The organism is Romboutsia sp. 1001285H_161024_C4 (assembly GCF_015550185.1).
In the GTDB taxonomy this organism is placed as follows: Bacteria; Bacillota; Clostridia; order Peptostreptococcales; family Peptostreptococcaceae; genus Romboutsia_C; species Romboutsia_C hominis.
On the sequence record NZ_JADNAJ010000007.1, the window covers coordinates 1 to 20,237 of the forward strand.

Sequence of the window (20,237 nt, forward strand, 5' to 3'; positions counted from 1 at the left end):
GAGTTTGGACCGTGTCTCAGTTCCAATGTGGCCGATCACCCTCTCAGGTCGGCTACTGATCGTCGCCTTGGTAAGCCGTTACCTTACCAACTAGCTAATCAGACGCGGGTCCATCCTGTACCGCAAAAGCTTTGATAAGAAAGCCATGCGACTCTCTCATGTTATCTCGTATTAGCATACCTTTCGGTATGTTATCCGTGTGTACAGGGCAGGTTACCCACGCGTTACTCACCCGTCCGCCGCTCTTTACCGAAGTAAATCGCTCGACTTGCATGTGTTAGGCACGCCGCCAGCGTTCATCCTGAGCCAGGATCAAACTCTCAAATAAAAGTTGTTACCTGCTCAGACTATCATTATCTGAATATCTGGCTTGGTTTGTTTTCGATTCTTTTAAGAATCAGTTATATAAATTAACCTACTGTTTAATTTTCAAAGTTCTTATTTACACTTTATTTTGTGTTTTTCGTTTTGCCTTTTTCTTAAGGACAAGTAATACTATACCACCTTATTTTTATAACGTCAACACTTTTTCAAAACTTTTTTTAATTTTATTTTGCTATCTTAGTTTCATATATATTTACTTGTTCTCTAGCTTTAGTAATTTCAACACTTCTAGCTTTTTTATTTTTACTTAAATCTAAAATTTTTATTACATCTTTGCAAAAATAAATCATAATTTCTCCAACTAATAAACTAACACATATTAAACATATCCAATTCATAACCCCAAACATACTATTTCCCCCTAAACTTAATTTTATGTATTTTTCTATATTTTTATTAAGCTTTCCTTTATAAAAATTAATCTATATATCTTCATTTTTTATTTTTTTAATACCCTTTCTCCCATTGGGATACTATATTCTTCACTATTTTGTATATTTTTTTAATGATTCTTGCTAAAAATTATATTTTATTATTTAATCTTTTATCAATTTTTTGCATAGTAAATAAGATTTTTAACGCTTAAAATACATTACTTCTAGTTGTAAGCGCTATATTATATTTAAACCTTAATTATCATTAAATCAAAATAAAAACCCTATAAAATAGCTTTTAAAAGCTATTTTATAGGGTTTTTATTCATAATCTATTCTTCGTCTGCTTTGTTGCTTGTAGAGTTATCTATTGGTTTCATTGTTGGGAATAAAATTACGTCTCTTATAGATGGAGAATTTGTTAATAACATCATAACTCTATCTATACCTATTCCTAATCCACCAGTTGGAGGAAGACCTACTTCTAGAGCATTTACGAAATCTTCATCCATATCACAAGCTTCGTCATCTCCTAATTCTTTCTTTCTTAATTGGTCCATAAATCTTTCTTTTTGATCTATTGGATCATTTAACTCAGAGAATGCGTTAGCTAATTCCCACTTATTTGCAAATGCTTCGAATCTATCTGTTTTTCTTGGATCTTCTACATTTCTCTTAGCAAGTGGAGATACTTCAACTGGATGGTGAGTTATAAATGTAGGTTGGATTAACTTATCTTCTCCAAATTCTTCGAACATTGCATTTATAACTTCTCCTCTTCTCATTCCAGGAGTTATTTCTATTCCTTTTTCTTTAGCAACTGCTAAAGCTTCTTCATCTGTGTCTATTTTTGAGAAATCTACACCAGTATATTCTTTAACACAGTCTTCCATAGTCATTCTTCTCCATGGAGGAGTGAAGTCTATTTCAGTTCCTTGATAATTTACCTTCATACTTCCTGTAGCAGCTTCAGCCATATAAGCTATAACATTTTCAGTTATATCCATCATATCTGTGTAATCTGCATAAGCTTGGTATAATTCTATAGCAGTATACTCTGGGTTATGCTTTATAGACATACCTTCATTTCTAAACATTCTACCCATTTCGTATACTTTATCAAATCCACCAACTATAAGTCTCTTTAAGTATAACTCATTGGCAATTCTCATGTACATAGGTATATCTAGTGTATTATGATGAGTTACGAAAGGTCTAGCATTAGCCCCACCAGCTATAGTATTTAATATTGGTGTTTCAACTTCTAAGAATCCTCTTTCATCTAAGAAAGATCTTAAAGCTTTTAATGCTTTAGTTCTAGTTAAAAAAGCATCTTTAACTTCTGGGTTAACTATTAAGTCAACATATCTTTGTCTATATCTTAAATCTTGGTCTTTTAATCCATGATATTTTTCTGGTAATATTTGAAGTGATTTAGATAATAAAACAACTTCATTTGCTTTTACAGAGATTTCTTCTTTTTTAGTCTTGAATACTTCACCTTCAAGCCCTATTATATCTCCTATATCATATGTAGAGAATATAGCATACTCTTCTTCACCTATTCTATCAAGTCTAACGTAGCATTGTATTCTTCCATCTTGATCTTGTATATCGATGAATCCTGCTTTACCTTGAAGTCTCTTACTCATTATACGTCCAGCTATTCTAACTACTTTTCCTTCAAATTCTTCAAAGTTATTTTTTATTTCCATAGAGTTAGTAGTTCTGTCATATCTACTTTGGTGGAAAGGATCTCTTCCCATTTCTTGTAGCTTAGCTAACTTATCTCTTCTTATTTGAAGAACTTCACTAAGTTCTTCTTGAGTTTGATCATTATTCATTTGTTGATCATTATTCATTTGTTTTACCTCCCATATTATCTTTTTATTTCTAATATTTCAAACTTAGCAACTCCGTCTGGTACTTGTACTTCTACAACATCTCCTATAGTTCTTCCTAAAAGAGCTTTTCCTACAGGAGATTCATTTGATATTCTTCCTTCATATGGGTCTGCTTCTGCTGAACCTACTATTGTATATTCAACTTCTTCATCAAATTCAACATCGTTTACTTTAACTATTGAACCTATAGTAACAACATTAACATCTATTTGACTTTCATCTATGATAACAGCTCTTCTTATCATACTTTCTAACTTCATTATTCTCTCTTCAACTTGAGCTTGCTCATTCTTAGCTTCATCATACTCAGAGTTTTCAGATATATCTCCAAAAGATATAGCTACCTTTATTCTATCAGCAACTTCTCTTCTTCTTACAGTTTTTAAAAACTCTACTTCTTCCTCTAACTTATCGAATCCTTCTTGAGTTAACAGTATTTCTTTCTTATCTTCCATGACCCCTACAACTCCTTCACTATGTATTTGGGCATAAGCCCAATTTTTAAATTTTGCTCAAAATATACATTTTTAATTTATGCGCTATATTATAAGTTACTCTTATTTCAATGTCAAGCAGTCTTCCATATACTCACGTAGCTTAGATACTACTTCTTCATGGCTTTCTATCTTATTTATTTCATCTCTAACTCTAGCAGAGTTTTTAAGTCCTTTTAGGTACCAACCTATATGCTTTCTCATTTCTCTTACAGCAACATATTCTCCATGCTCTTTTACCGCTAAATCTAAATGTTTAATAGAAGTGTTTATCTTTTCTTCTAATGTTGGCTCTGGTAATATCTCACCAGTTTGCATGTAATGATTTATTCTCTTGAATATCCATGGGTTACCTTGAGCCCCTCTACCTATCATTATAGCATCACAATTTGTTTTGTCTAATATATTTCTAGCATCTTCTACTGTAAATACATCTCCATTTCCTATGACAGGTATACTTATATTTTTCTTTATTTCACCTATTATATCCCAATCTGCTTTTCCAGAATAATATTGTTCTCTAGTTCTACCATGTATAGCTAAAGCACTTATCCCACAAGCTTCTGCTATTTTAGCTATCTCCACTGCATTTATGCTATTGTCGTCCCAACCTTTTCTTATTTTTAAAGTTACTGGCTTATCTGAATTTTTAACTACGGCCTTTAAAACTTCTTCAGCGAGCTTAGGATTTTTCATAAGAGCTGATCCATCACCATTTTTAACAACTTTAGGTGCTGGACATCCCATATTTATATCTAATACTTCATTTGGGTATTCATTCATTATTTGAGCAGCCCTTCCCATAAACTCTGGGTCTGAGCCAAATATTTGAACTGCTACTGGATGCTCTGCATCTTCTATTTTAAGCATTTTTTTAGTATTCTCATCATCATAACATAATGCCTTAGCATTTATCATTTCCGTATAAAGCATTCCACAGTTTTGTTCTTTACATATAAGCCTAAATGGTAAGTCTGTTACACCAGCCATTGGCGATAAAAAGACTTTATTTTCAAGCTCTAAATTTCCTATTTTTATCATTTGTCTCCTCCTATATGATGTATTTTTATTATTTATATATATCCATAAATTAATTCATTATCACAAAATTCATAATTTAGATACATATTTTGAAATTGATTTATTCAAAAAAAGAATTGGGCAAATAACCCAATTCCCTCTATTCTTTGTTCTTCTCGTATATTAATCTTAATCCTTCTAAAGTTAAGTATTTATCTACATAGTCTATAGAATCTGTTTCTGATGCTATAAGAGTTGATAATCCTCCTGTAGCAACAACTTTTATGTTTTCATAATCAAGTTCTTTTTTCATCATTTCTATTATCTTATCAACTAATCCCACATATCCATAAACTATTCCAGCTTGCATAGCTGATACAGTATTTTTGCATACTGTAGTTCCTGGTTTTATAAGTTCAACTCTAGGAAGTTTTGATGCTCTTTGGAATAAAGCTTCACTTGATATCTTTATCCCTGGAGCTATAGTACCTCCTAAGTATTCACCTTTATCAGATATAGCACAGAATGTTGTAGCTGTTCCAAAATCAACTATTATAAGTGGATATTTGTACTTTTCTATACCAGCAACAGCATTTACAATTCTATCTGCCCCTACTTGCTTAGGATTGTCGTATTTTATATTCAATCCTGTTTTTATCCCAGGACCAACTATCTTAGGATTTATGTTACAGTATTTTATACAAAAATTTTCAAGAGAATGCATTACATTTGGTACAACTGAAGATATTATTATATCCTCTATTTCATTTATATCTATATTATCAAATTTAAATAAGTTACTTATTAACATTCCATATTCATCAGACGTCTTTTCTTTGTCTGTGTTTATTCTCCAGTCTTTTATTAACTGTTTTTCTTTATATATACCTAAAACCATATTGGTATTTCCAACATCAAATACTAAAAGCATTTATTATTAACCTTCTTTCTACCTTTTGATGACTTTTTTTAGGGCCATTATAACAGGTGATACTACTAAAGCTCCAATTATCGCTTCAGGTATACCATTTGTTGCTGCAAGAGTAAATATAAATGTTCCTGCAGTAGAAGCACTTGCCCCACTTACTTCAGCAAACCTAGCTCCATATAAGATATAAATCATGCCTAAAACACCTGCTGTGTTTATTATAGAACCTAATCCTCCGGCTAATAATCCTGATATAGATGCTTTTTTAGTTAACTTCATGGCGAATTCATATATATAATACGCTAGTATTCCTATCAACACTCTTGGAAGTATAGACACTAGTGGATTAATAAATGCGAAAGATGTTATCGTAGGTTGAGTCAATGCCTTTATAAGGCTAGTCAGACCAAATATAAACCCTACTGTAGCTCCAACTATAGGACCTTCTATAATTGAACCTATGATAACAGGTACATGCATTATAGTTGCATTAGTGGGTCCTATAGGTATATACCCTATCCCTGGTATCATTGACATCATAATAGATACTGCGGAAAGCACACCTATTATAGCCATCTTTCTTACGTTCACATTTTTTGTAGCTTTTGTTTGCACGTTCATAAAATACACCTCCGTTCCAGCTCATAAAGATGCCGGACTTCTTAAATTATTTAGTTTTTTTAATTCCCTTGATATCAAGTCAGGCTCCTATATCTCAAGGATGCCAGCTGTAACAAGAATAATTGTATCAATAGGAAATAACATTGTCAACAATTCTTAGTTTCCTATTATTTCTTTATATGAAGGTATATTCTTTATAGAATTTGCATTTTTTATTGCATTTATTACACTTTTTTCTACAACCTCTGTAGCTATAGAACTAACTAAAGTTATATCTGACTCTATTTCCCCTGTAGCCATTGTGAAAATTGTATCTCCATCATGAGGTGTATGTATAGGGAATATAGATTTTGCATAACCATTATGTGCCACTTGAGATACTTTCTTGCACCCTGCTTTATCCAGCTTAGCATTAGTAACAACTACCCCTATAGTAGTGTTATCTATGCTAAATCCACCTTTTGAGAATCCTTCTTTCAAAATATCATAAGTGCTAAGATTTTTCTTTTTACTATCATCTAAAACCCCAGCTATTAATTTCCCATCTTCATACACATCTCCAAAAGCATTTACAGCAACTAATGCAGATACAACTAATCCATTTTCTAATTCTATAGAATAGCTTCCTATTCCACCTTTCATACAGTATTCTGGTCCTCTTATCTTTCCTACTGTAGCTCCACATCCTGCACCATAATTACCTTGTCTTAACTCTTTATCTGTGGCAACTTCACAAGCCTTATACCCCATATCTATATTTGGTCTACATTTTGGATCCCCTACTATTAAATCAAATAATACAGCTCCAACTACTATAGGTACTTTAGCTACTCCAACATCAAACCCTATATTATGTTCTTCCAAATATTTGCTTACTCCACATGTAGATTCTAATCCAAATGCAGAGCCACCAGACAGAACAACTGCATGTACTTTTTGTATCATATTTATAGGATCTAATAAATCAGTTTCTCTTGTACCCGGCGCTGAACCTCTAACATCTACTCCACATGTAGCACCTTCTTCACATATAACAACAGTACATCCTGTTAACCCTTCAGTATCTTGAACTTGACCTACTTTTATACCTTTTACATCTAAAATATTGTTATACATATCCTTTAATCCCCCTTATAGAAATCTCTCCTGATATAATCTCTTTAATAGAACCATCATTTCTCTTTATAATTAAATTTCCCTCTTCATTTATATCTAAACATCTAACTAATTCTTTTTCTTCGCCTCTTATGGTGTATATTTCCTTTCCAATTATAGCTGAATGTCTTCTACAAATATCTAAAACTTTTTCTTTTGAATTATTATTTATATACTCTAGATACAGACTTTCAAATTCTAATAATATATTCCTTACTATATCGACTCTAGATACAATATAATTTTCCTTATATAGAGATGTAGCTACATCACATATTTCCTGGGAAAACTCCATAGTTTTTACATTTATTCCAATACCTAAGACAATATGATTAATTCTTTCTATTTCTGCGGATAGTTCAGTTAATATTCCACATATTTTTTTTTCATTTAATATAATGTCGTTTGGCCATTTGATTTTAGCATTTACACCTAGCTTATTTAAAGCTTCCACTATACTTGCTCCTGCTATTAATGTTATGAATGGTGCCTTATATGGAACTATATTTGGTTTAAGTATTATACTCATCCATATTCCTTCATATGAATTAGAATGCCAATTCCTACCTAGCCTACCTCTACCTTTTGTTTGCTCTTCGCTTATAATAACTGCACCTTCAGACTCTTCATTACCTATCTTCTTAGCATAATCATTTGTAGAATCAATTGTGTCGAAATGAATAATTTTCTTACCTAAAATTTTAGTATGTAGATTATGGTATATATTATCATAAGTAAGTAAATCATCAGGCTTTTCTATCAATCTATATCCTTTCTTGTTTACCGATTCAATATTATACCCCTCTTCTCTAAGAGACTTTATATGTTTCCAAACAGCTGCTCTAGATATTCCTAATTTTTTAGATAATTCTTCCCCTGAAATAAATTTACTTTTATTATCTAATATTTCTTGTATTATCTTTTTTCTCATCCTTCACCTCTATCTATATAACATTTATACAACCATATTACTTTTTAATTTATAACTAATTATACATTATCTATTAATATTTTCACATTTCAAATAACTTATAATTTTAATTTATTTTTAATCAACACTACATTAATTAGTATTCTAATAAAATAACTATTTATTTAACACTCTAAAGCTTTATCTATTCAATAAGAATAAAAATATCACCATTCATTATAAAAAGATTTATAACCTATTACATTAGCTTTAATTTTATATTTTATTAATATACTAAATGCATTATAGATTTATAGTATAAAAAAGAACCTTGATTAATCAAGGTTCTTTCTTATACTACTTGTTATCTATATCATTTTGAGTAGTGTCTTCATTTGTAGTATTTTCTAGGTTATTATGTTTTACTTCAAACTCTTCTGTTGTTATAGCAGTTGTATCAACTTTAGATTCATTATTTTCTAAAGGCAATTCTTTATCAAAAGCTTTTATAAATTGCTCTGCATCTAAAGTTTCATGTACTAATAATGCTTGAGCTATATACTCTAAACTATCCATATTATCTTGTAGTAATTTTTTAGTTCTAGCATAAGCTTCATCAACTATTCTGCTTACTTCCTTATCTATTTCATAAGCTATTTCTTCTGAGTAATTCTTTTTAGAATTGAAGCTATTTCCTAGGAATACCTCATCCTCTTGATCACCAAATGCCATAGGTCCAAGCTTTGAACTCATTCCATATTTAGTAACCATACTTCTAGCTGTAGATGCTACTCTTTCTAAGTCATTTGATGCTCCTGTAGATATATCATCTAAAACTAATTCTTCAGCAACTCTACCACCTAGTAAGACAACTATATTTTCTTTCATTTCATTCTTTGTTGCGTAGAATTTATCTTCAACAGGAAGTTGCATAGTAAATCCTCCTGCTCTTCCTCTTGGTACTATTGTAACTTGATGAACTGGACTTACATGTTCAAGTACGTGCGCACAAACGGCATGACCTGCTTCATGATATGCTGTAAGTCTTCTTTCAGGTTCACTTATTACTCTAGATTTCTTAGCAACACCTGCTATAACTTTTGTTATAGCTTCTTCTATTGTTTCCATTTGGATTTTCTTTTCTCTTTTTCTAGCTGTTAATATAGCAGCCTCATTCATTAAGTTCTCTATATCTGCTGGAGTAAATCCAGGTGTTCTCTTAGCTAAAACTTCAATATTAACATCATCTGCTAATGGCTTATTCTTAGAATGAACCTTAAATATAGCTTCTCTACCTTTAACATCTGGTGCTCCTACAACTACCTGTCTATCAAATCTTCCTGGTCTAAGTAATGCTGGATCAAGTATATCTGGTCTATTAGTTGCAGCCATTATTATGATTCCTTGATTAACACCAAAACCATCCATTTCAACTAGAAGTTGGTTAAGTGTTTGTTCTCTCTCATCATGACCTCCACCAAGACCTGCTCCTCTTTTTCTACCAACAGCATCTATTTCGTCTATAAATATTATAGCTGGTGCATTCTTTTTAGCTTGTTCAAATAGGTCTCTAACTCTAGATGCCCCTACCCCAACAAACATTTCAACGAAGTCAGAACCACTTATACTAAAGAATGGAACTCCTGCTTCTCCTGCAACTGCTCTTGATAAGTAAGTCTTACCTGTACCCGGAGGACCTACCATAAGTATACCTTTTGGTATTCTTGCTCCTAAATCAATATACTTTTTAGGGTTTTTCAAGAAGTCTACAACTTCTTGTAAATCTTCTTTTTCTTCATTTAAACCTGCTACATCTTTAAATGTAACTCTAGTTTTTTCGTCATCTTTATGAACTTTGGCTTTTGACTTACCGAAGTTCATAACCTTTCCGCCTCCGCCTTGAGACTGATTCATGAAGACAAACCATATTATTACCATGAAGAATATTAATAATAATGTCGGTAACATTTCTACAAACCAAGGAGTTGATGGTCTTGGCTCTCCACCAAACACTAATTTACCTTCCATAGCTTGACTTAAGATTTCATCAGCTAATTTATCTCCCATTACTTCTTTTGGAACATATGACCTAAACTTTACGTTAGAGTTTTTTATAGTTCCTTCTACTGCAGTCCCATCAACAAAATGTATTCTTGATACATTTCCTTTTTCTAATTCTCTATATACTTTAGAGAACTGCATATTTTCTATCTTTTCAGTAGGTTTTCCTGAAAACTGTACTATTCCTACTATGATTATAAATATTAGTAGGTAGAAACCTATTCCCTTGAAAAATTTATTCAAAAGAAGTCCTCCTTTCCTATATCGTTTTATTCTATATTTTCTTAAAGGTAATCTTTAAGACTTCCTTTGTACTATTGTCTATTTTGTAATTTTCACTATTTTTATAATCACCTACACATAAGATACCTTGCTCATCTACTATTATAGGTACATTGCATCTTTCTTCTCTAGGTATTTTTAAATCTATAAATAAGTCTTTTATTTTTTTGCTTCCTGCTGAAAGCTTTATCTTATCGCCTTCTTTTCTACTTCTTACTACTATACCCCCTTTTACTTTATCAAAATCAAAACCTTTAGATTTCTTATCTAGTTTCATACTCTTATATCTATCTATATTCATTGTTTGAGTTTCTAAAACTAAATTAAGTTCTTTTACTTTAATAAAACCGTTACTAGGTAAATTATAACAAAACTCTATAGTTTCGTTAACTATTTCTTTATTAATTAATAGTATAGTATTTTTTCTTCTATATGCAAATATCCCCCTTGGAAGGGTTATCATTTTATCTATCTTTTTATTATCTTCTAATTGCATAATGTCTTCTATATGCTTTTGGTCTACAAAGTTAGTATCTCCAAGTATATGTTTTATACCTTTTCTTAATACCCTTACCTTGATAGCATCATGAAGTTCTGAATACTTTTGTATATCTATTTCGCAGGCATCTTCTTGTAAATTGGAAACTTCTTTAAATTTAATTTCTGATTCTTCTTGGATATAATCGCTGTCAGTTTTTAAACTATTACTCATTCTTACTATAGATTCTATTACATTTGGATTAAAATTATCCTTCATATATGGTATAAGTTCTAATCTTATTTTATTTCTGGTGTATATAGTTTCTAGATTTGTATGATCTATTCTTGGATTTAATTCGTATTCTTCACAATAAGCTTCTATATCTTTTCTATCTATATCTAATATAGGTCTTATTATATTGTTGTCTCTTATATATTCTATTCCTCTTAATCCTTGAAGTCCAGTCCCTCTCATTATTCTCATAAGTATAGTTTCTGCTTGATCATTTAAGTTATGACCTATAGCTATCTTATTAGATTTTGTCTTTTGCTTTATTTCTTCAAACATTTCATATCTAAGTTTTCTTGCACCTTCTTCTACAGATAAACCATTTTCTTTACAGTACTTAGGTACATCTATAGATTTAACAAAGGATGTTACTCCTAAATTTTCACAAAGTTGAGTTATATATAGTGCATCTTTTTGTGCTTCTATACCTCTTATTTGGTGATTTAAATGAGCTGCATATACTTCGATATCTAGTTTTTCTTTTAGTCTATAAAGTATATGTAATAGACAAACAGAGTCTGGTCCCCCAGAAAGTCCTAAAACTATTTTATCTCCATTTTCTATTAGCTTATATTTATTTATAGTACTTAGTACTTTTTCAAATATCATATATTAATACCTCTTACATCTAGTTTTTAGTAACTTTTTATGTATAAAGTTTCTATAAAAAAACTATAAACCCTTGTACGTTTTTTAAAACATTCAAAGTTTAGTATAGTTATTATAATACCAAATAAATTAAATAAAAGGTAGTACTTTAACTACCTTTATAAAATTTATATATTTCTATTATTCTTTAATTTCTAACAAAATATCTATTTTATTTCTACCGTTAAACAAATCCATTATATTTATGTCATAATCTATATTTAATTTTATGCAGTTTTCTGCTTTTTTATCTATTTTTAAATCTCTTGTTTTAGTCTCTATTATAAATAAACCTTGTGGAGTTCTATATTTACTTTCATTTACAACTCCCTTTTCAAAATTCATAGTAGAATTTACTTCACCGAACTTCTTTATACTAACCTTATTATCAGATATTTTAATAGTTGTTGTAGTTGGTTTATCCATTTCCACTTCCTTATAAACTACATATAAATCTTCATTTTTATAGTATATGTTTGCATCAGCCTGTTGTCTAATAGTATCTAGTACTCTTTTCTTTTCATATTGTGTTGTAACTATATTTATTTTAGCATTCACTTCTTTTTCCTCCTAAAACAAATATAAACTTTAGATAATATCTAAAGTTTATATTTGTTGATTAGTACTTTTGTATTTCAACATGATTTACATTATCTATATCTCTTTTTATAAACTCTGTGGCTATACTAGCGAATTTTTCAGGTATATCAGAGACATAGTATTCATAATATACTCTTTCATTACCATCTTTTCTTAATATATCTTCTTCTTCTAGTACTTTTTTCAAATCCATAGCAGTTTCTTTAGCTGGATTCACTAATTTAATATTTTCTCCAACATATTCTCCAATAGTTCTCTTTAATATTGGGTAGTGAGTGCATCCTAGCACTAAAGAGTCTATCCCTTCATTAACTAGCTCTTCTAAATATTTTTCAGCTGTTAGTCTAGCTATTTCTGTATTTGCCCAACCTTCCTCTACTATTGGCACAAATAAATTGCAAGCCTTATCTATTATCTTTATATCTTTATCTATTTTAGCTATTTCTGCATTATAAGCCTTAGAACGTACCGTACCTTCTGTTCCAATAACACCTACTATTTTATTTTTTGTAGAATATGCAGCTGTTCTGGCTCCTGCTTCTATAACACCTATTATAGGTATATCATATTTTTCATTAGCCTCTTTTAAACATCTAGCAGTAGCTGTATTACAAGCTATAACAATAGCTTTTACACCTTTAGATATTAAAAAGTTTATTGCTTGGAAGGTATATTTCATTACTGTATCCTTTGATCTAGGACCATAGGGAACCCTTGCTGTATCCCCAAAGTAGATTATATTTTCATTAGGTAAGATTTTCATTATTTCTTTTAAGACTGTTAATCCACCTAATCCAGAATCAAATACCCCTATAGGTCTATCACTCATCATAAACACCTGCTTTACTTCTTAGAGTCTATCGCTAGCTCTATTAATTTATCTATTAGATTAGAATATTCTAATCCTGTTACTTCCCACATTTTAGGATACATACTTATATTAGTAAACCCTGGTAATGTGTTTATTTCATTTATGAATATTTCTCCTGACTTTCTATCTATAAAGAAGTCTACTCTTGAAAGTCCTTTACCATCTATTCCTTTAAATGCATCTACTGCCATCTTTCTTATATTTTCCATATCTGCATCACTTATTTTAGCTGGTATTTCATAAGTAGATGCTCCGTTTATATATTTATCCTCATAATCATAGAAATCTTTAGCTGGCTTTATTTCACCAGCTATAGAAGCCTTAACTTCTTCATTTCCTAAAACAGAAACTTCTATTTCTCTTGCATCTACACCTTGCTCTAAAACTATTCTTGAATCGAATTTTAAAGCTTCATTTATTCCATTTAAAAGTTCTTCTCTATTTGTTGCTTTAGATATACCAACACTTGAACCTAAATTAGCAGGTTTTACAAATACAGGATAATCTAGCTCTCTTTCTATTTTGTTTAGTTCTTCTTCTGTGTTATTGTTAAATAATATTTTAGTTGTATAAGTATAATTTACTTGTGGTAATCCCATTTGAGAGAATACTTTTTTACATACAAGTTTATCCATACCAACGCTTGAAGCTAAAACACCACAACCAACATATGGTATTTGGCTTATTTCAAATAATCCTTGTATTTTACCATCTTCTCCATATGGTCCATGTAAAACTGGGAATAATACGTCTATCTTTTCAAATCTTCCATCTTCGAATTTTATACCCACTTCTCTGTTTCCAACAGGTATAAGGTTTATTTCAACATTTTTATTAGCTAAATTCTCCCATTGTCCATTTTTTATATTTTCTTCACTACCTTCATAATACATCCATCTTCCATCTTTAGTTATCCCTATTGTGAATACATTGTATTTATTTTTATCTATATGTTTATATATTGAAGCAGTTGAAGATAAAGAAACTTCATGCTCTCCTGATTTTCCACCAAATATTAAAGCCACATTAAGTTTGCTCATTAACAATCTCACCTTTCTGGTTTATTTTCTAATTCAAATATTATATGCATTTTACTATCTAAATGATTATTATAGTCCATTATAACAAAAAAATAAAGGAGCCAAGCTCCTTTTTGCGCATTTTTCATCAATTTTCACTATTATTTTGCAAACACATGGTTCCCTATTCTCATATGAGGACTCAAAGTTTTTATCCACTTGCAAGTGGCTATATCTGGATTCCAAAAATATATAGATTCATTAGTTGGATCGGTTCCATATAAAGCTTCTCTTGCTGCTTTATATGCACTTTCTGTTGGATCCATTTTTATTGAACCATCATTTACAACAGAAAAAGCATTTTTCTGATATATAACATCTCTTATTGTATTTGGAAATCTAGGATCTTTTACTCTATTTATAACAACTGCCGCTACTGCTACCTGACCCTCATAAGATTCTCCTCTGGCTTCTCCTGACACTAATCTAGATAACAATAAAAGCTCATCATTTGTTATGTTTAAAACTTCCTTTTCTTGTTTTTTGGTAATACCTTCTTCTACAGTAGGTACTTCACTTGTTCCTAAATCTTTTCCTTCTGCTAGTACCACATTCGTACATAACAACATGTAGAATAAAATAATTAACGATACTATAGATTTATAGCACCTGCCCATTCTTATGTCACTCCTTTAGTTTTTTAATATTGAATCTATGATTTCTGCTATTTTAAATTTAACTTCTACTCTACTAACTTCTTCTTTAGTTTTATGAGTTATTAAATTGTATTCTTCTTCAGTTAATACTTCCTTTAACTTTTCATCTGTAGCCTTATCTATAACTCCATTTTCTTCATCTATAAAACATAAAGGTGGAAACATTACGCACCACCAATTTTTGCCTGTTCCCTCTCCGATAACTATCTTCAAAGCCTTATATTCCCCTGCTGGAAGAACTACACTTGAATATTGCTTAGTTGGAAAATTACTATATTCTATCCCTACCTTTATGTCATAAGTATATCCATTTTCTTTTATAATATTCTCACTTATTTTTTCTATTTGGTCATATTCATTCTTTATTATTTCTTCACTTTGGCTTATATTTTTTGATTTTGATAGTTTAGGTTGAAGATACTCAATAACCGCATCCCTTACTTTTAGCTTTAGTTCTTGATCTTCATCTGAATCACTATTTGCTATAACATGAAATCTAATTAACTTATCTTTATAATTTTCTGATAATGAATTTATATTTTTGACCTCTCCATTTATAGTTAGTGTCATTAGGCTTATAACGCCTATAAGACTTAATACTAATATTATCAATCTTATCCTTATCTTATTCATAATTATTTCCCCCTCAAAATATTTCTATTTTGAGTATATCCAATCTGCACTTTTTTATACTTTTGCATTTGAATTTTAAATTACTTTATATCATACATAAGAATTCTATTTTTAATTTGTTTATAAAAAATAGAAATTTTTTTATTTTGTTACAATAAAAAAGAAGGTTTTACCTTCTTTTAAATTTCTTTATTATTCACTGTTCTTTCTATCATAAAGTTTTCTGCTTTTTCAATATGCTCTTTAGCATATTTCTTAGCAAGTTCATTATCTCCCTTTTTTATTGCATCTACAATAGCTTTATGTTCATCTATTATATTTTTCACTGTTTCATAATCAGCTATGTATGTCTCTCTAAATCTGTATACTTGCTCCCATAAAGAATTTATCAACTGATGAAGTTTTTTATTGTTAGTTGATTTAAATATACACTCATGAAATTCTACATCTTTTTTAAGAAGGGCATCAACATCTGAGCTTTTAGCACTTTCTTCAAATTCTTTCGCTATTTTTTCAAGTTCTTTTATATTTTCTGGATTTATTCTTTCTGCTGCTAAAGATGATGCTAACCCTTCTAGTGTTGCTCTTATTTCTAATACGTCTATTATATCTTTTAATGACATATTAGCTACATAAGCACCTTTTCTAGGTAACATAACAACAAGCCCTTCTAACTCAAGTTTTCTTATAGCTTCTCTAACTGGAGTTCTACTTACGCCTAACTGTTCTGCTAGCTGAACCTCCATTAATCTTTGTCCTGGATTTAACTTTCCTTCTACTATTGCTTCTCTAAGATTTTCAAATACTACATCTCTTAGTGGCTTATAATCATCTAGATTTAATTTAGTTAAGTTATCCACAAATTTCAACTCCTTTTTCACTACTGCTTACAACATATACTTGAGAATATTGCTGTAATAGTATGTCTTTACACTTTAGTGCATTTTCAGATTTATCAAATAATCCAAATACTGTAGGTCCACTACCACTCATCATAGAACCTAAAGCACTATTAGCCATCATTATTTCTTCTATTTCATTTATTTCCTTATGAATTTTACTAGTTACATTTTCTAATACATTTGACATATTTTTTGATAAGGAATCTATATCCCCTTTTTCTAGACACTCAATTAAAAGTTTATTATTAGGTCTATTTTCTATATTATTTAAGTCTAAACCTTGATATACATCTTTTGTAGACACAAATAGGTTAGGCTTACATATAAGTATACTTATATTTTTAGGCAGCCCTTTTATGTAACTAAGTTTTTCTCCAATTCCTTCTGCTAATGCAGTTTTCCCAGAAATACAGTATGGAACATCTGCTCCTAACTTTAAACCTAGCTCCTGTAACTCTTGCTCTGTTAAATTTAATTTCCATAGTTTGTTAAGTCCAACTAATACTGCTGCTGCATTTGAGCTCCCACCTGCCATACCTGCTGCTACAGGTATATTTTTCTCTATAAATACCTCAATCCCTTTATTTATATTGAATCTTTGCCTTAAAAGTTCAATAGCTTTGTATACTATATTGTCATTATCTAGTGGTATATGGCTACTATTACTCTTTATAACGACGTCATTTGTATCTAATTGCTTTATCTTTATAACATCATACAAGTCAATTGTCTGCATTATCATTTCTACTAGATGGTACCCGTCGTCTCTTTTTCCTAGCACATCTATAGATAGATTAATTTTTGCTCTACTTTTTAATTCTATAGAATTCATCATATCCTCCTTGTATATAGTATAATGTATTCTCAGCTATTAACATTATACTACAAAAAATAAAATAATAGGGGATTGTCCCCCCTATTATTTTATTTTTTACAATATATTTTAATCTGCTAAAACGACCTTCTTTTCTAATATTAAACATTTTCCTGGTCTTAATGGTTCATCAACTTTTATCTCATTAACCTCTGCTATCTCTTCCTCTGTAGTATTATATTTCTTAGCTATATTCCAAAGACTATCTCCTTCTTTGCATATATAAACTATTATACTTGGAGCCTTAGATAAATCATAAATTCCTAAATCATCACCTTTTATTATGAAACTTTCTGATTTCTTATCTATACCCTCTATAAATCTCTTTATTTTCATATTAATATCTATTTCATCTCTATTTAAGTCTACATCTATTTTTTCTATACTAACTGTATTAAATACCTTACAAGTATCTGTTAATCTATCTATCTCTATATCATGTTCAAAAGGAATTTCTTCACTTATTCTATAAACCATTTTTAGCCCTTCCACTGGAACATAAAGAATATCTACTCTTACTATACCTTGGATAACACTCTTGTTATCTTCTATATAAGCATTTTCTATTGATATTGATGGACAAACACTAACTATATCCTTTATTTGTATATCATCTTTATCATTCTTTATGCTTTCTTTTACAACAAAATTTTCTGTTCCACTGTATAATATTTTATTTACATCTATAGCTCTATGATCAAATTTTAGTATTTTTTGAGGAGAGTACGCATCTTGTAATACCTCTCTCGTAGTTTCATCTGTTACTTTAACTTTACTACTAACTGTGCAATCTATATCTAGTATACCCGTATTACTATCTCCATTTTGCTTAAATGTATGGTTAAAATCTCCCATAAATAACATAGCTTCTTCTTTCATACCATCACAAGCTCCAGGAACCTCTATAAATTGTGTAAAATCTATACCGATTCTATCTAACTCTACTAGTTCACCATCATATGTACAAGCCAACGGGTTTACTTCTAGTACCCCACCAACTATTACTTTATTGTCTGCTATCCTAGTTTCTTTTATCCTAGCATTTGGATTTAAACTTATTATAGATTGTATTTCTTCTGTATTAACATTTATAGTATCCCTTATTACACTTTCTGTTCTCTCTATACCTATAATGTCTTGATAACTTATCTCTTTTCTATGTTTTTGTATCCCTTCAACTTGAGATACATCTTTAACTATATCTAATCTCTTTTTGTCAAATAAGCTACCTCTTACATTCATAAGAGCACCAACTTTTATCTTTCTTTCATTCATAATAGTACAATCAACATGTTCAATTTCAGGATATAACATATATTCCATGTCTTGGACTATATTATCCTTTTCTATAACTTCATTTATATCGATTCTTCCATCTACACTAGAAACAGTATTTTTATCATCTGTTATATATATTACATTATAGTTGAAACTTCCTCTACAATGTATTTTGCCATCTGCCACCTCTATTTTTTTAATTGCTATGTAACCTTCTGTTTTTATAATGTCATATACATCTGCTTTTTTATCTGGTACAACTACCTCTGATTCTATAAACGTTTGAAATTTACCGAAGTCTATTCTATTATCTACTTTAATTACATCTTTAATTAATTCCATCTTCGTCCCCCCTGTATTAAATAAAACTATCACACTATATTTATATTTAAGGAACAAAAAAAAAATTACACCTATTTTTGATAGGTATAATTTTAACTTACACTTAATTTATCTTGATGTTTAAATACTTTCAACTTTACGTTAGATGTTAATAAATCAGAGTAACTGTAAGATACTCTTGAATAACCATTTGCTTCGTCATATATTTTTACGACAAATACACTTGGATAAACATTTTCTAGTATCCCCTTCTTAGTAACAATCTGTTTTCTTCCCTTATTTGCCTTAAGTAAAATCTTTTTACCTAAGTGCCTCTCTAAGCTAGTTCTTATATTATCTAGCGTTTGAACAGTGGCCATAATATCACCTTCTCTTAAACGATTATATGTTTACATAATATCACATTTAAGAGGTTTTGTCAAATGTTTAAACTAATTATTTTATATATTTTTGATAAAAAAGTCAATAGTATTTTTTAAAATATACAATATAATTTGGTATTATTTTTAATAAATTATAGACTTAGGCATAGCCCATCTAAATTTACCTCTTGTTTCTGACCCGCCTATACCCTTCATACCTGTAACAGTTTGCTCTATTACCTCTTCTATTGGTACTATAGTATCTATTCTTGAGCAAGCTATTTTTTCTACCACAAAAACTGGATCTAGAGCATGTATCATTATTCTCCCTGGAGAGCTTGCATAATTTGCTCCTGCTTTGATTAACTGTTCATAATTTGACTGGCATGCTCCAGCAAATATAACTAAATTATCTAGATTAGGTTGCCACTTTCTAGCTTGTTTTACTGTTTTAATAAAATTCATAGAGTTTTTATAATTGCTTAAATCTGTAGTGTTACCTTTTTTAGAAGTTAAAGCATCATGACCAGTGATTACAAGTATATCTGGATTATGTTTTTCTAACAGTGCTCGTACTTCTTTATACTGATTAGGCTCTGGTATAGCAATTCCGACTGCCGGTATTCCTAACTCTGTATAAACATCTAAGCATAGTTTTAGATATTCTTTATCTCCATCAATTTGAAGGACCTTTCCTGGCATACCATAAACATTTGTATTCATTTGTAATTTCGGAACTGCCCTATTCATCTTTTTTTCTCTTTCCTTTGCTTTTCTCATTGATTGAGATATTAAGGACTCTACATTTTTATCTAATAAAACATCTCTTATATTTGGTAATCTTACTGCCTCTAAATCATCTATTGGTGCATCAGCTAATATTCTAAATGCTACTCCTTTTAATATTGCCACTTTTTCATTTTTTTCATCTATGCTAAAAGCTATTATTTTAAATACTATATCTTTCCCATATGATTTTCTTACTACTATATCTCCTATATTCATATTCGTCCTCCCTAATAACTGTTATCTTAATCTATATTATGTTCGATACTTTTTTTTGTTCCTTAAGAATAAAAACATTTTATTG

General features: G+C 30.0%; 20 protein-coding genes and 1 rRNA gene. All 21 read right to left on the bottom strand.

All coding sequences use genetic code 11. The features are described from left to right. Positions 1-328, bottom strand: a 16S ribosomal RNA gene (locus I1959_RS11580); the annotation flags it as partial. Between the two features lie 220 nt (positions 329-548). Next, entirely contained in the window at positions 549-734 is a 186-nt protein-coding gene (locus I1959_RS11585; RefSeq protein ID WP_092921510.1) for a hypothetical protein, read from the bottom strand. 356 nt (positions 735-1,090) lie between these two features. Beyond that, positions 1,091-2,620: a lysine--tRNA ligase gene (lysS, locus tag I1959_RS11590; RefSeq protein WP_195238346.1), complete on the bottom strand. Its 1,530-nt coding sequence runs from the start codon at positions 2,618-2,620 to the stop codon at positions 1,091-1,093. A gap of 17 nt (positions 2,621-2,637) precedes the next feature. Next, positions 2,638-3,117, bottom strand: a complete 480-nt coding sequence (greA, locus tag I1959_RS11595; protein ID WP_092921514.1) for a transcription elongation factor GreA — start codon at positions 3,115-3,117, stop codon at positions 2,638-2,640. A 102-nt stretch (positions 3,118-3,219) separates the two neighbouring features. Beyond that, positions 3,220-4,194 (bottom strand): tRNA dihydrouridine synthase DusB, encoded by a 975-nt coding sequence (gene dusB, locus I1959_RS11600; RefSeq protein ID WP_092921722.1) that lies wholly within the window; start codon positions 4,192-4,194, stop codon positions 3,220-3,222. A gap of 142 nt (positions 4,195-4,336) precedes the next feature. After that, the gene (locus I1959_RS11605) at positions 4,337-5,107 is read right to left on the bottom strand and encodes a type III pantothenate kinase (protein WP_092921516.1); all 771 of its coding nucleotides are present in this window, start codon (positions 5,105-5,107) and stop codon (positions 4,337-4,339) included. Between the two features lie 18 nt (positions 5,108-5,125). Further along, positions 5,126-5,725 carry an ECF transporter S component gene (locus tag I1959_RS11610; protein ID WP_242977260.1) on the bottom strand — a complete coding sequence of 200 codons (600 nt, stop codon included), beginning with the start codon at positions 5,723-5,725 and terminating at the stop codon, positions 5,126-5,128. 156 nt (positions 5,726-5,881) lie between these two features. Next, complete coding sequence (locus tag I1959_RS11615; protein ID WP_195238348.1) at positions 5,882-6,841, bottom strand: P1 family peptidase; 960 nt, start codon at positions 6,839-6,841, stop codon at positions 5,882-5,884. After that, complete coding sequence (locus tag I1959_RS11620; protein WP_195238350.1) at positions 6,834-7,811, bottom strand: biotin--[acetyl-CoA-carboxylase] ligase; 978 nt, start codon at positions 7,809-7,811, stop codon at positions 6,834-6,836. The genes I1959_RS11615 and I1959_RS11620 overlap by 8 nt, the downstream gene beginning before the upstream one ends. A gap of 336 nt (positions 7,812-8,147) precedes the next feature. Next, positions 8,148-10,094 (bottom strand): ATP-dependent zinc metalloprotease FtsH, encoded by a 1,947-nt coding sequence (ftsH, locus tag I1959_RS11625; RefSeq protein ID WP_195238352.1) that lies wholly within the window; start codon positions 10,092-10,094, stop codon positions 8,148-8,150. Positions 10,095-10,125: 31 nt separating this feature from the next. Next, positions 10,126-11,511, bottom strand: a complete 1,386-nt coding sequence (tilS, locus tag I1959_RS11630; protein WP_195238355.1) for a tRNA lysidine(34) synthetase TilS — start codon at positions 11,509-11,511, stop codon at positions 10,126-10,128. A gap of 180 nt (positions 11,512-11,691) precedes the next feature. Beyond that, the gene (locus I1959_RS11635; RefSeq protein WP_092921526.1) at positions 11,692-12,108 is read right to left on the bottom strand and encodes a DUF1934 domain-containing protein; all 417 of its coding nucleotides are present in this window, start codon (positions 12,106-12,108) and stop codon (positions 11,692-11,694) included. A 61-nt stretch (positions 12,109-12,169) separates the two neighbouring features. Beyond that, the gene (gene murI, locus I1959_RS11640) at positions 12,170-12,979 is read right to left on the bottom strand and encodes a glutamate racemase (RefSeq protein WP_195238427.1); all 810 of its coding nucleotides are present in this window, start codon (positions 12,977-12,979) and stop codon (positions 12,170-12,172) included. Positions 12,980-12,993: 14 nt separating this feature from the next. Next, complete coding sequence (locus I1959_RS11645; RefSeq protein ID WP_195238357.1) at positions 12,994-14,061, bottom strand: D-alanine--D-alanine ligase family protein; 1,068 nt, start codon at positions 14,059-14,061, stop codon at positions 12,994-12,996. A gap of 140 nt (positions 14,062-14,201) precedes the next feature. Continuing rightward, positions 14,202-14,717: a cell wall hydrolase gene (locus I1959_RS11650; RefSeq protein WP_166506122.1), complete on the bottom strand. Its 516-nt coding sequence runs from the start codon at positions 14,715-14,717 to the stop codon at positions 14,202-14,204. 15 nt (positions 14,718-14,732) lie between these two features. Then, on the bottom strand, positions 14,733-15,389 hold the full coding sequence (gene spoIIR, locus I1959_RS11655) for a stage II sporulation protein R (protein ID WP_092921532.1): 657 nt from the start codon (positions 15,387-15,389) through the stop codon (positions 14,733-14,735). Between the two features lie 179 nt (positions 15,390-15,568). Continuing rightward, the gene (locus I1959_RS11660; protein ID WP_092921534.1) at positions 15,569-16,249 is read right to left on the bottom strand and encodes a GntR family transcriptional regulator; all 681 of its coding nucleotides are present in this window, start codon (positions 16,247-16,249) and stop codon (positions 15,569-15,571) included. Beyond that, the gene (gene ispE, locus I1959_RS11665) at positions 16,242-17,123 is read right to left on the bottom strand and encodes a 4-(cytidine 5'-diphospho)-2-C-methyl-D-erythritol kinase (protein ID WP_092921536.1); all 882 of its coding nucleotides are present in this window, start codon (positions 17,121-17,123) and stop codon (positions 16,242-16,244) included. The genes I1959_RS11660 and ispE overlap by 8 nt, the downstream gene beginning before the upstream one ends. A gap of 111 nt (positions 17,124-17,234) precedes the next feature. Further along, entirely contained in the window at positions 17,235-18,785 is a 1,551-nt protein-coding gene (locus I1959_RS11670; protein WP_092921538.1) for a DUF3794 and LysM peptidoglycan-binding domain-containing protein, read from the bottom strand. Between the two features lie 92 nt (positions 18,786-18,877). Then, a complete protein-coding gene (locus tag I1959_RS11675) occupies positions 18,878-19,144 on the bottom strand; it encodes a Veg family protein (RefSeq protein ID WP_092921540.1) in 267 nt (88 codons plus the stop codon). 147 nt (positions 19,145-19,291) lie between these two features. Further along, positions 19,292-20,152 carry a sporulation peptidase YabG gene (gene yabG, locus I1959_RS11680; RefSeq protein ID WP_166506123.1) on the bottom strand — a complete coding sequence of 287 codons (861 nt, stop codon included), beginning with the start codon at positions 20,150-20,152 and terminating at the stop codon, positions 19,292-19,294. Positions 20,153-20,237: the final 85 nt, after the last annotated feature.